Annotated in this window: 13 protein-coding genes; 5 read left to right on the forward strand and 8 right to left on the reverse strand. The window is 30.4% G+C overall.

Annotated features, from left to right (window positions below; translation table 11 throughout):
* Positions 1–25 precede the first annotated feature (25 nt).
* A complete protein-coding gene (locus tag J2Z25_RS07465) occupies positions 26–457 on the forward strand; it encodes a PTS sugar transporter subunit IIA domain-containing protein (RefSeq protein ID WP_209739458.1) in 432 nt (143 codons plus the stop codon).
* A gap of 1 nt (position 458) precedes the next feature.
* The gene (gene yajC, locus J2Z25_RS07470) at positions 459–737 is read left to right on the forward strand and encodes a preprotein translocase subunit YajC (RefSeq protein ID WP_245173176.1); all 279 of its coding nucleotides are present in this window, start codon (positions 459–461) and stop codon (positions 735–737) included.
* Between the two features lie 279 nt (positions 738–1016).
* Here yajC and J2Z25_RS07475 read toward each other — a convergent pair whose 3' ends face one another.
* Entirely contained in the window at positions 1017–2186 is a 1170-nt protein-coding gene (locus J2Z25_RS07475) for a helix-turn-helix domain-containing protein (RefSeq protein ID WP_008680987.1), read from the reverse strand.
* A gap of 364 nt (positions 2187–2550) precedes the next feature.
* Between J2Z25_RS07475 and agaV the strand changes: the two genes are divergently transcribed.
* From agaV to J2Z25_RS07490, 3 genes are read left to right on the forward strand one after another with little or no spacing between them, the layout of a single operon-like run.
* Positions 2551–3027 carry a PTS N-acetylgalactosamine transporter subunit IIB gene (agaV, locus tag J2Z25_RS07480; protein WP_008680989.1) on the forward strand — a complete coding sequence of 159 codons (477 nt, stop codon included), beginning with the start codon at positions 2551–2553 and terminating at the stop codon, positions 3025–3027.
* Positions 3028–3051: 24 nt separating this feature from the next.
* A complete protein-coding gene (locus J2Z25_RS07485; RefSeq protein ID WP_008680990.1) occupies positions 3052–3864 on the forward strand; it encodes a PTS mannose/fructose/sorbose/N-acetylgalactosamine transporter subunit IIC in 813 nt (270 codons plus the stop codon).
* Positions 3854–4699, forward strand: a complete 846-nt coding sequence (locus tag J2Z25_RS07490; RefSeq protein ID WP_008680991.1) for a PTS system mannose/fructose/sorbose family transporter subunit IID — start codon at positions 3854–3856, stop codon at positions 4697–4699. The genes J2Z25_RS07485 and J2Z25_RS07490 overlap by 11 nt, the downstream gene beginning before the upstream one ends.
* Positions 4700–4885: 186 nt before the next feature.
* On the opposite strand, the gene J2Z25_RS07495 is transcribed toward J2Z25_RS07490, so the two are convergent.
* The 7 genes from J2Z25_RS07495 to J2Z25_RS07525 all read right to left on the reverse strand — a co-directional run bounded on the left by J2Z25_RS07495 (position 4886) and on the right by J2Z25_RS07525 (position 12180).
* On the reverse strand, positions 4886–5839 hold the full coding sequence (locus J2Z25_RS07495; protein WP_209739463.1) for an N-acetylglucosamine kinase: 954 nt from the start codon (positions 5837–5839) through the stop codon (positions 4886–4888).
* Between the two features lie 291 nt (positions 5840–6130).
* Positions 6131–7072: a DNA-3-methyladenine glycosylase family protein gene (locus J2Z25_RS07500; protein WP_008680994.1), complete on the reverse strand. Its 942-nt coding sequence runs from the start codon at positions 7070–7072 to the stop codon at positions 6131–6133.
* Between the two features lie 282 nt (positions 7073–7354).
* Positions 7355–8197: a 3-hydroxybutyryl-CoA dehydrogenase gene (locus tag J2Z25_RS07505; RefSeq protein ID WP_209739465.1), complete on the reverse strand. Its 843-nt coding sequence runs from the start codon at positions 8195–8197 to the stop codon at positions 7355–7357.
* Between the two features lie 148 nt (positions 8198–8345).
* The gene (locus J2Z25_RS07510; RefSeq protein ID WP_209739467.1) at positions 8346–9350 is read right to left on the reverse strand and encodes an electron transfer flavoprotein subunit alpha/FixB family protein; all 1005 of its coding nucleotides are present in this window, start codon (positions 9348–9350) and stop codon (positions 8346–8348) included.
* 21 nt (positions 9351–9371) lie between these two features.
* Positions 9372–10151 (reverse strand): electron transfer flavoprotein subunit beta/FixA family protein, encoded by a 780-nt coding sequence (locus tag J2Z25_RS07515; RefSeq protein WP_142419098.1) that lies wholly within the window; start codon positions 10149–10151, stop codon positions 9372–9374.
* 17 nt (positions 10152–10168) lie between these two features.
* Complete coding sequence (locus tag J2Z25_RS07520) at positions 10169–11308, reverse strand: acyl-CoA dehydrogenase (RefSeq protein ID WP_008681000.1); 1140 nt, start codon at positions 11306–11308, stop codon at positions 10169–10171.
* A gap of 89 nt (positions 11309–11397) precedes the next feature.
* Positions 11398–12180, reverse strand: a complete 783-nt coding sequence (locus tag J2Z25_RS07525; protein ID WP_209739470.1) for a short-chain-enoyl-CoA hydratase — start codon at positions 12178–12180, stop codon at positions 11398–11400.
* Positions 12181–12343 lie beyond the last annotated feature (163 nt).

Genomic DNA, 12343 nt, shown 5'->3' on the forward strand with positions numbered 1-12343 from the left:
ACAAACTATTTTGGGAGATGATAAAATGATAGGATTAATAATTAGCGGACATGGTAACTTTGCATCAGGATTGCACACCTCCTTAAAGTTAATTGCAGGAGAACCTTCTAATATAGAATACGTTGACTTTAAGGAGACAGATTCTATAGAAGATTTAAAGAAAAAATATTATACTTCATTAAAAAATTTAAGAAATTGTGATAACATTTTAGCACTTAGTGATTTACCTGGAGGGTCCCCATTTAAAACTTTAGTAGAGGTTAAAACAGAAATGGACAAGCCTATGGAAGTAATTGGCGGTACTAATTTGCCTATGCTTCTTGAAATATCTATGCTTAAAGATGTTATAGATGATTTATATTCATTATCTGAATCGGCTATAGAGGTAGGTAAAAACGGTATTATAAAATATGAGTTTATAGCTCATGAAGATGATGAAAGTGAGGATGGTATATAAAATGGTAAATTGGGAAGTGGTTATATGGACATGTATCACTATTGCTGTATTATTAGGAATTGGAGCCTTAATATTGCTATTTATATCTGCTAAAAACATAAAAAAAAGAACTGCTGAACTAAAGGAAGTCCATGTTGAATTAAAGCCTGGAATGAAAGTAATGTTCTGTGGTGGAATTTATGGCAAAATAGTATCTGTAAGAGAAGATCAAGTAGAGGTTGACGTTGCTAAAAATACAGTCATAACTATATCTAGATATTCAATTCAAAATATTCTATAAAATATAAGGGACTGTATCAAAATAAATTTTTATATTAGACTATAAAAATGGAAGTTCTAATTCGAGCTTCCATTTTTGCGCACATATAAATAATATTCCAAAATTTCTTTTTAATTTTGAAAGTCCCTAAGGCAAGTAAAATCAATGGTTTAAAAAGGGGGACGCGAAACGCGACCCCCTTTATAAAAATAAGATATTAACTTTTTAAGGCAATAAAAAACTTACTTGAAATTGGATAAATTTTATATTAAATATATTTTTCAGACTGCGCCTTTTTTCTTATTTAAATAAAGTTTGAGCATATTCACTAGGACTTATTTCGTAATGTTGTGTAAAGGCTCTTGAAAAGTAATGGATTGAATTAAACCCTAACATAAATGCTATTTCGCTAATAGTATATTTATTTTCTTTAATCAATTGTTTACTCTTAGCTAGTTTTAAATCATTAATGTATTTCTTCGGAGATATATTTAAATTGTTTTTAAATAATGTTTGCAATGATGATCTGGACACTGAAAATCTTTCGCAAAGCTCTCCTATACCTATTGGAGATTCAATATTTTTATTAATATATTCTATTATTCTTTCTAATAATTCATCTTGAAAATGCTGATATGATTCTTTTGGCAATTTACTATCATCTACCTCTAAATAATCATATTGAAATAATCGAATTATAATTTCATGAAAATTGCTCAAAATAAGATTTTCCGAATACGGTATTGTGTTTGATGATATATTTTTTGCAAAAGTTCTTACTGCATTATACAATTCCTTTCTACACTGAAATATCCTATTGCATATTGAACTATCATCATCAGATTCCATATCAAAAATAATTGTTAAATATGAGCAAGATGAATCACTATTCACAGATTGAGTGTGAAATTGATTTTTTCCATATATAATTAAATCATATGGATTTAATGTATAATCAACGCCATCAATAGATGTATTTAAAATCCCATTATCAACAAATGTTAATTCATATAGATTATGACTTTCTCCTTTAAATTTATAATTAGGACTTTTAATTGTATAGTAGTAAGCTATTATTTCTGGAATATTTATAGTAGGTAATATTCTATTATAAACATATGGTTTATTTAAAAATTCAAGTCTAAGGTTGTACCCTAATGGTATTATTAAATTAAAAGTAGTTTGGGATGTCATCGAAATAACATTAAAATACATATTAGACTTTATCTCTAACTTTCTATGAATTGCAAAAAGCTTGAAATTACCATTATTTGAATCACTTATTAGTATAGCCGCCATTCCTTCAACTACTTCTATATATACTGGCTCTGAAAAATTATATAAGCTAGAAATAACCTTATCACTAGTTACAATTTGCTTTAATATCAAATTCTCCTTTTCTACATCTTTAGCTTCATCATAAATAGAACCATACTTTTTAAACTCAACATTTGTTGTCTTATCATACATAATAAATCACCTCACTATAAATTTATAACTTCATTTTAAATGTAACTTTTTATTATTTTTAATCAATATAGTAGATGCATGTAAAAATTAAATATCAATTTTACTATTTTACTTAGAGAAGCATATTAAATTTTAATCCACTGATTAAGATTATTAATTGAAACAAATATATAAGATTATCAGTATATAAATAAATATATTTATATATTACCACTTAAATTATTCATTTACAAAACCCCTCTGTAAACGTTGTTAAAAATAATAAATTAAATACCAAAAAGTATAAAGATTATTATTTATATTAGTTATATAATAACCTTGTATTCAATCAAAATAAAGTGTTTACATAAAAGGAGGTGAGAATATGCCAAATATTATATTAACAAGAATAGACAACAGATTAATTCATGGACAAGTTGCAACTCAATGGTGTGGTTCTATTGGTGCAAACTTGATTCTAGTTGCAAATGATGTTGTAGCTGAAGATAAATTAAGACAAGGCTTAATGGATATGGCTGCTCCATCTTATGCTTCAACTAGATATTGGACAATTGAAAAAACTATAACTACTATTCATAAAGCTAGCGCTAAACAACTTATATTTATAGTTTGTGAAACTCCTGCAGATGTATTAAAACTTGTTGAAGGTGGTGTACCGATAAAAAAAGTTAATATTGGAAACATGCACATGGCAGAAGGAAAAAGACAAGTTGCTGGTTCTGTTGCGGTAGATGACAAAGATGTAGAAGCATTCAAAAAGTTAAAGGAATTAGGAGTAGAGCTTGAAATAAGAAGAGTCCCTACTGAAAATTCAGAAAGTATTGATAAGATATTTAAATAATTAAATAATACGGGGGAATGCTAAATGGATTTTAATATTATACAAATTCTATTGGTTGCAGTATTTGCATTTATTGCAGGTATTGATCAATTTAGTTTCTTAGAATCATTGTATCAACCAATTGTATCAGGAGCTGTTATTGGTGCAATTCTTGGAGACTTACAAACTGGACTTATTGTAGGTGGTACTTATCAATTAATGACAATCGGTAATATGCCTGTAGGAGGAGCTCAGCCTCCAAATGCAGTTATCGGAGGAATAATGGCTGTAGTATTTGCCATTTCTTCTAAATTAGAGCCAACAGCTGCAGTTGGACTAGCAGTTCCATTTGCATTAATAGGACAATATTGTGTTACATTATTATTCACAATTATGTCTCCATTAATGTCAAAAGCTGATAAATATGCTGATAATGCAGATGCAAGAGGAATTGAAAAGCTTAACTATGGCGCAATGTCTGCTTTAGGATTATTCTTTGCACTTGTAGTTGTTATAGGTTTAATAGGTGGTAGTGCTGCTGGTGAAACATTATCTAATTTATCAGCACAATATTCTTGGTTCATGGATGGACTTGGTGCTGCTGGTGGAATGATGCGCTATGTTGGATTTGCAATTTTATTACGTATCATGTTATCAAATGACTTATGGGGAATTTACTTTGCAGGTTTTGCACTAGCAACTATAATAGGCAAAATCGAAGGTCTATCTGGATCTGCATTATTAATAATTGCATTCATTGGAATAGCAGTATGTATTTACGACTTCCAAATTAATGTAAAAATGAAAGCTGCTTCAGCAAATATAGGAATAGGAGGAGATGACGAAGATGGAATCTAATAGTACATTATATAAAGATTTGACTCCTGCCAAACAACTCGATAAGAAAACTTTAAATAAAATGGTTTGGCGTTCATTATTCTTACAAGCTTCATTTAACTATGAAAGAATGCAAGCTGCTGGATGGCTATATGGAATATTACCTGGACTTGAAAAAATTCATACTAATAAAGAAGACCTTTCAAAATCCATGAAACACAACTTAGAGTTCTTTAATACTCACCCATTCCTTGTAACTTTTGTTATGGGTATAATTATGTCATTAGAGCAACAAAAAGCCGATACTAATACTATTCGCGCTGTCCGTGTTGCTGCTATGGGTCCTTTAGGTGGAATTGGAGACGCTATTTTCTGGTTCACATTAGTTCCAATTACTGCTGGTATCACTGCTAACATGGCTATTGGTGGATCCTTAATTGGTCCAATACTATTCTTGCTAATATTTAATGGTGTTCAATTTGCAATTAGATATTGGTTAATGCATTGGTCATATAACTTAGGTTCAAAGGCAATTGATATCTTAACAAAAAATGCTAAGGAATTTACACGTTCAGCTTCTATGTTAGGAGTATTCATAGTTGGAGCTCTTACTTCAAACTATGGTGCAACAAAGTTAGCTATTGAAATACCAAATGGAGAAGCTCCAATTAATATACAAAATATATTAGATGGTGTTCTTCCTCAAATGCTTCCACTAGCTCTAACATTAATGTTATTCTACTTAATTAAGAAAAGAAAATGGACTCCTGTTGCATGTATAGGTTTATTACTTGTACTTGGAATAGTTGGTGCTTTATTCGGTCACTTATTTGGATTCACAATGTGGGCTAAATAATTTACTTCAAAAAGAGGACATGCTATTTATTAGCAGTCCTCTTTTTTAATTATTAATATAATCATAGTATTCTCAACTTTATAAACATATAAACTTTTCTATCTCAGTATAAAAAAGAACAAACTCTTCTTTAAAATCCACTTACTTATTTATATCTTATATATTTCAAAAATACATTTTTATAATTTACTTAAATATTTCTTTTACATTATCAGGTACTGTATTACCAGCTAAAGTATATGCTAATAAAACAGATCCATTCCAAGGATCAAGTGCAGGTTCTTGTAAATGGCACTTTAATCCTGATTCATTTATCATTTCTTTAAGTGGCTCTAAAACATGCTTACCTGACTTAAATACACCACCAGTATATGAAACAACAAACTCATCTTTGAAATTTAATTCTTTTGATATAGCAGATATATGTTCAAATATAGCTTTTGCTGCATCTTTAAATATATTTTTACAAGCTGGACATCCCTCTTCTGCTGCTAAAAAGCATATTGTTGAAAACTTAGCTAATTCTGTTCTATTAAATTTCAATCTATTAAATGCAATATCAACAATTTCATATTTATATGTTATATTATATTCTTTTTCAAGTATATCAACTAAAACAGTTTCTTCGCTTCTTCCATCTTTTTGCTTTGTATATTCATTAATCGTTCTAAGTGCAATCCAATAAGCACTTCCATCATCGCCTATTCCTGGTCCAAAACCACCACATCTTGCTAGTTTACCTTCGGCATTTCTACCATAAGCTATGCTTCCTGTACCTGCTACTACATTTATACCTGGCTTGCAAGCAGTTCCTCCTGCCCATCCATTGACAGCATCATTATCAATTGAATATGGTACTTCCATAACTTCTTTTATAGCTTCATCAATTTTAACCATATCATCTAAGCTTTCACCATATCCTGGCACTCCTGCAAAAGCATATGAGATATCCCTTACAGAAATCTTTGATTCTTCACATATATTAGAAATATTTTCTCTTAGTTCATTCTTAATTCCTTCTACACCAACTTGATGGATGTGTATAGTTGCTCCTTCTCTTTCGCATACCTTTTGTAACTTTTCATCTACTAATAGATATTTTGTTTTAGTGCCTCCACCATCAATTCCTAAATAATACATTTTGTTTCCCCCTACAATATTTATGTTATATGATTGGATATTTTACATGTATTATTACCAACTTTGCTACCTATAATCTACATTTTCCACTTTATATATTATATTAAAATCCATTAATTTAATTATATAATTATTATTACTAAATTCCAATATTTATATTTTATGAAATAAAATAGTTAAAAGTGAAAGAAGTAATTTCTCACATATATTTTTTAGTTTTGCAACACAAAACACTTTAACTTTTTCACTCTTAAGCTTTCAATAATAAATTTCTTCGCAATTTGCTAAAATCTATACTTCGATTTTATTTTCTCTAGCATAGTAGAAAAGATATTGCTGAGCCATTCCTGATAAAGCTCCAAATTTATCTCTTGCAAATACTCTCATCTTGTTTAGTGATACATCTGGCGCTACATAAAAATGAATCATAGCTCTTTTAACCCATACATCTACAGGGAAAGCTGAATGCTTTGTCATTGAAAATAACATTATGCAATCTGCTACCTTAGCACCTACCCCCATAAATTTCTGTAAAGCTATATGACACTCATCATCACCTAATGATTTTATATATTCTAAATCAAAATCTAATATTTCTGGTCTTTCATCATACTTACTAGGATTTAGTTTTATATCTTCCTTAACTTCTATAGCTTCATTTACCTTTTTAATTGTATCAACTATGTACTTACTTCTAAAAGATGCTCCTGTTTCTTGAATTTCTTCTAATGTAGCATCCTTAATTGCTTGTGGAGTTGGAAATGTATAATATTCATTTCCCTTGTATTCTATTTTTTCTCCCCATCTCTCACATATCTTTTTAACTGTTTTCTTTATTGAAGGGATACTATTTCTTGCAGATATTATAAAGCTTATAAGAATTTCAAAAGGATCTTGATTTAATATTCTTATTCCATAACCAAACTCAACACTTTTTCTAAGTATCTCATCTTTTGCAAGAACATCTTTTATTTCATCATAATTTCTTTCTAAATCAAAATAATTCTTCCATATGTTATTAAAGTCTTCTTCATTGGAATTATATATAATAACTTCATCATCATTTTGAATCACTTCAATAACTCTTCCATAAGCAACTACAATATAGTTATTATCTTCTATCTTATCCCACCTAAAGCATTGCCCACACTCTAGTATTTGTTTTATATTAAAGTTTTTTGTACCTTGTATTACTACTTTATTATCTTCAAAAATAGCATTTTTAAAATCCATTTCTTCACCTCTTATATATAATTAATATACCATTAATATATTATTTATCCCCGAGATATTAATAAACTATTCTTACTTAGCCATCTTCCCCCTAAGAATTAAACTAAATATTAATAATTTTTATCTTTATAAATTATATCATACTCTCAATAAAAAATGGATAATATGTATTCAATAATAATTTATATAAAGAAAGATAGAGAAATTAAGTAAATTTCTCTATCTTAAAAAAGTTCAACAAATCAAATCCATATTAAATCAAATCATATTTAGGGTAAATTTTTAATAATTATAGAATCCTCTACCAGTCTTTCTTCCAAGATATCCAGCTCTAACATACTTTCTTAGAAGATTACTTGCTCTGTACTTTGTATCTCCTGTTTCATTATATAAAACATCCATAATAGCTAAGCATACATCTAATCCTATAAGATCACCTAAAGCTAAAGGTCCCATTGGATGGTTTGCACCATATTTCATAGCCGTATCTATATCTTCAACTGAAGCTATTCCTTCTTGAAGAATAAATGATGCTTCATTAATCATTGGAATAAGTATTCTATTAACAACAAATCCTGGAGCTTCTGCAACTTCTACTGGTTCCTTACCAATTGCTAATGATAATTCCTTTATAGAGTCAAAAGTTTCCTTTGATGTTGCCATTCCTCTTATAATTTCTACTAGCTTCATTACTGGAGCTGGATTAAAGAAATGCATTCCTATAACTTTATCAGGTCTCTTTGTTGCTGAAGCAACTTCTGTTATTGATAACGATGATGTATTAGAAGCTAATATAGTAGATTCTTTACAAATCCCATCTAATTCCGCAAATATACTCTTTTTAATTTCCATATTTTCAACAGCAGCTTCAATTACTAAATCACAATCTTCTGCAAGAGATAAATCAGTAGTTCCAGTTATTCTTGAAAGAACAGCTTCTTTATCTTCTTCACTCATCTTACCCTTAGCAACTAACTTAGTTAATCCCTTATTGATTCCGTTTATTCCTCTTTCAACAAATTCATCCTTTATATCTCTAACTATTACTTCATAACCCTTTTGAGCAAAAGCTTGAACTATACCTGCTCCCATAGTTCCTGCACCTATAACAAAAATCTTTTCCATATTAAAAACCTCCCGTTTCTTCAATTCACAATTGACAATTGATAATTTAGGTGATAATTTCATAACTCAGTAAACTGGTCTATTTCTTTAATTGTCTACTTTCCATTGTCCATTATCAATTGTTATTTCCTTAATTATACATTATTAATTAGTTTTCTTTCATTGCTTTTACTTGTGCTGTCATCTCTGGAACAACTTTTAGCAAGTCTCCAACTATTGCATAATCTGCTGTTTGCATTATTGGAGCTGATGCATCTTTATTTATAGCTATTATTAAATCTGAATCTTGCATACCTGCAACGTGTTGTATTGCACCTGAAATACCACATGCTATATATATAGTTGGCCTTACTGTTTTACCTGTTTGTCCAACTTGATAATCTCTTTCTATCCATCCATTTTCTACAGCTGCTCTTGAACCTGCTACTGTTCCACCTAAAGCTTCTGCTAATTCTTCTAAAATAGCAAAATTTTCTTTTGAACCTACTCCTCTACCACCTGAAACAATGAAGTTAGCTTCGCTTATATCAACGATATCTTTTGCTTCTTTTACTATCTCAACTATTTTAGTTCTGATATCTGAATCTGCGATTTTTACTTCTACTTCTTCTACAGTAAAGTTTCTATCTTCATCTGAAATCTTTGAAAATACTCCTGGTCTTACTGTTGCCATTTGTGGTCTGTGATCTGGACATGCTATTGTAGCCATTAAGTTACCACCAAATGCTGGTCTTGTTGCTAATAAATCAGCTTTTTCTACATCGACATCTAAAACTGTACAGTCTGCTGTTAATCCTGTAGATAACCTTGCAGCTACTCTAGGTCCTAGGTCTCTTCCAATGAAAGTTGCTCCTATAAATAATATTCCTGGCTTTCTTTCATTTGCTAAATCACAAATAACCTTTGTATATCCATCAGTAGTATAGTGCTTTAATAATTCATTTTCTGCCACTAAAACCTCATCTGCTCCATGTCTTCCTAATACATCAGCTAAACCCTTTATATTATCTCCTAATAAAAGAGCTGTTAATTTTACTCCTAATTTATCAGCAATTTTTCTACCTTCACCAAGTAATTCTAAAGAAACCTTTTGAAGTTCTCCTTCTCTTTGCTCAGCAAATACCCATACGCCTCTGTAATCTGCTATACTCATCTTTTTTACCTCCCATATTTCCTAGATGTAGTGTTTTTCTTTTAATTTACCTAATACATATTTTACAGCTTCATTTGGAACTTCATTTATTAATTCTCCTGCTCCCTTAGCTTCTTTAGTCATTGACTTTTTAACCTTCGTTGGTGAACCTTTAAGTCCTAGTTCTTCTTTATTCACTTCTAGGTCAGCTGCTGACCAAATTTTTATTTCTGTATTTGCAGTATCAAAGATATATCTAACATTCATATATCTTGGTTCATTTAATTCTTTTATAGCTGTTAAAAGAACTGGTCCATTAACCTTTATTAATTCATACCCATCTTCTAATGCTCTATTTACTAATAACCCATCATCTTCTACTTTAACACCTTGAACATATGTTACTTGAGGTATATTTAAATGTTCTGCAATTTCTGGTCCAACTTGTGCTGTATCTCCATCTATAGCTTGTCTTCCAGCAAAAACTACATCATATTCTAATCTTCTTATTGCTCCTGCTAAAGTTTTTGAAGTTGCTAGTGTATCAGCTCCTGCAAAAGCTCTATCAGTTATAAGTATAGCTTCATCAGCTCCCATACATAAAGCTTCTCTTAATGCATTTTGTGCTTGAGGAGGCCCCATACTTACTACTGTAACCTTTCCACCTACATTATCCTTTAAAGTTAAGGCTGCTTCTAAAGCATGCTTATCTTCTGGATTTATTATTGATGGAACACCATCTCTTATAAGAGTCCCTGTCTTTGGATCAATTTTAACAGCTGTTGTATCTGGAACTTGTTTTAAACAAACTACTATATTCATCTATAAATCCTCCCCTATTATCTTAAAGCATTTCCTGAAATAACCATCTTTTGAACTTCTGAAGTTCCTTCATATATTTCAGTTATTTTTGCATCTCTCATCATTCTTTCAACTGGATATTCCTTAGTGTATCCATATCCACCAAATATTTGGACTGCCTTAGTTGTTACATCCATAGCAACTTCTGCTGCATAAAGTTTAGCTCTTGCTGCATCTACTGAATATGGAAGTTTATTATCCTTTAACCAAGCAGCTTTATAAACTAAATGCCTTGCAGCTTCAATTTTAGTATCCATTTCTGCTATCATCCATTGAAGTCCTTGGAAAGCTGCTAATGGTTTTCCAAATTGTTTTCTTTCTTTCATGTAAGCAACAGCTTCTTCAAATGCTCCTTCTGCAATTCCTAGAGCTTGAGCTGCAATACCAATTCTTCCTCCATCTAGAGTTTTCATAGCTATACCAAAGCCTTTACCTTCTTGTCCAATTAAATTTTCTTTTGGAACTATACAATTGCTCATAACTAACTCTGTTGTTGAAGACGCTCTAATTCCAAGCTTTTCTTCTTTCTTTCCAATTGAGAAACCTTCAAATTCTTTTTCAACTATAAATGCTGAAATTCCTCTTGTTCCTTTACTTCTATCAGTCATAGCAAAAATAATAAATGTATCAGCTACTCCACCATTTGTTATAAATATCTTTGATCCATTTAATATATAATTATCTCCATCTAATACAGCTACAGTTTGTTGTCCTGCTGCATCTGTACCAGCTCCTGGTTCAGTTAATCCAAATGCACCTAATTTTTTACCACTTGCAAGATCTACTAGATATTTTTCTTTTTGCTCTTTTGTTCCAAATTGCTCTATTAAAGAAGCACAAAGAGAAGTATGAGCAGATACTATAACACCTGTAGTTCCACAAGCTTTTGATAATTCTTCTACTGCTATTATATAAGAAAGAGTGTCTCCACCAGCTCCACCATATTCTTTAGCAAATGGAATTCCTAACATTCCAAGCTTGGCCATTTTTTCAACATTCTCCATAGGAAATCTTTCTGTTTCATCAATTTCAGCAGCAATTGGTTTTACCTCATTCATAGCGAATTCTCTAACCATTTGTCTTACTAATTCTTGCTCTCTAGTTAATTGAAAATTCATTTATTATACCTCCTCGATATTGCACCCATTTTTACTTAACTACATATATTTTAATTTTTCGATAATTCGTTATATTTCATTTTTTCTGACTATTTGTTATAAAAATTTTTATTTCTCTTTTCAATAAAAGCTGTCATTCCTTCTTTTTGATCTTCTGTTGAGAAGCACTTTCCAAAATCTTCAGCTTCAATTTCTATAGCTCTATCTATATCAACTTGCATTCCCCTATTTATTGCATCTTTACATAACTTAACTGCAATTGGAGCATTATTAATTATTGCCTTTGCCATAGCTTTTGCTTCTTCCATTAAATTTTCAAGGGCTACAACTTTATTTACTAAACCAATTCTAAGCGCTTCCTCTGCTTTTACAGTTGCACATGTATAAATAAGTTCTTTAGCTTTACCTTCTCCAACTAATCTAGGCAATCTTTGAGTTCCACCAAATCCAGGTGTTATTCCAAGACCAACTTCTGGTTGAGCAAATCTTGCTTTTTCAGAAGCTATTCTTATATCACATGCCATAGCCAGTTCACATCCACCACCAAGGGCAAATCCTGATACTGCTGCAATAACAGGCTTGTTTAGTTTTTCCAATCTTCTGAAAACTCTATTTCCTAAAAGGCCAAATTCTTTTCCTTCATCCTCTGATAAATCTTTCATTTCTGAAATATCAGCTCCGGCAACAAAAGCCTTTTCTCCCGCTCCTGTTAATATAACACAGTAAATATTACTATCATTTTCTAAGTCTTCTAATACTACGTCTAAATCCTTTAATGTTTCTGAGTTTAATGCATTTAATGCTTTAGGTCTATTAATTGTAACAATCGCTAGATTTTCCTCTTTTTCAAGAATTATATTTTTCAATTCCATTATAGAATCCCCCTTTTATCCATGATTATATTAAATTTATTCAATAGACATAACCCATGTAGTATCTTATGATTGCATTTAAAACATATTAATAATTGAATTTATGTTAGTATGTATCATATAGAATCAATTTGTTAATCTTATAACAATCATAAGCAAAAAT

This window comes from Clostridium tertium (assembly GCF_017873245.1).
In the GTDB taxonomy this organism is placed as follows: Bacteria; Bacillota; Clostridia; order Clostridiales; family Clostridiaceae; genus Clostridium; species Clostridium tertium.

Bases quoted from the DNA above. Each gene is read 5' to 3' on its own strand.
- J2Z25_RS07465 (WP_209739458.1), top strand. From the start codon at position 26: ATGATAGGATTAATAATTAGCGGACATGGTAACTTTGCATCAGGATTG.
- yajC (WP_245173176.1), top strand. From the start codon at position 459: ATGGTAAATTGGGAAGTGGTTATATGGACATGTATCACTATTGCTGTA.
- J2Z25_RS07475 (WP_008680987.1), bottom strand. From the start codon at position 2,186: ATGTATGATAAGACAACAAATGTTGAGTTTAAAAAGTATGGTTCTATT.
- agaV (WP_008680989.1), top strand. From the start codon at position 2,551: ATGCCAAATATTATATTAACAAGAATAGACAACAGATTAATTCATGGA.
- J2Z25_RS07485 (WP_008680990.1), top strand. From the start codon at position 3,052: ATGGATTTTAATATTATACAAATTCTATTGGTTGCAGTATTTGCATTT.
- J2Z25_RS07490 (WP_008680991.1), top strand. From the start codon at position 3,854: ATGGAATCTAATAGTACATTATATAAAGATTTGACTCCTGCCAAACAA.
- J2Z25_RS07495 (WP_209739463.1), bottom strand. From the start codon at position 5,839: ATGTATTATTTAGGAATTGATGGTGGAGGCACTAAAACAAAATATCTA.
- J2Z25_RS07500 (WP_008680994.1), bottom strand. From the start codon at position 7,072: ATGGATTTTAAAAATGCTATTTTTGAAGATAATAAAGTAGTAATACAA.
- J2Z25_RS07505 (WP_209739465.1), bottom strand. From the start codon at position 8,197: ATGGAAAAGATTTTTGTTATAGGTGCAGGAACTATGGGAGCAGGTATA.
- J2Z25_RS07510 (WP_209739467.1), bottom strand. From the start codon at position 9,350: ATGAGTATAGCAGATTACAGAGGCGTATGGGTATTTGCTGAGCAAAGA.
- J2Z25_RS07515 (WP_142419098.1), bottom strand. From the start codon at position 10,151: ATGAATATAGTAGTTTGTTTAAAACAAGTTCCAGATACAACAGCTGTT.
- J2Z25_RS07520 (WP_008681000.1), bottom strand. From the start codon at position 11,308: ATGAATTTTCAATTAACTAGAGAGCAAGAATTAGTAAGACAAATGGTT.
- J2Z25_RS07525 (WP_209739470.1), bottom strand. From the start codon at position 12,180: ATGGAATTGAAAAATATAATTCTTGAAAAAGAGGAAAATCTAGCGATT.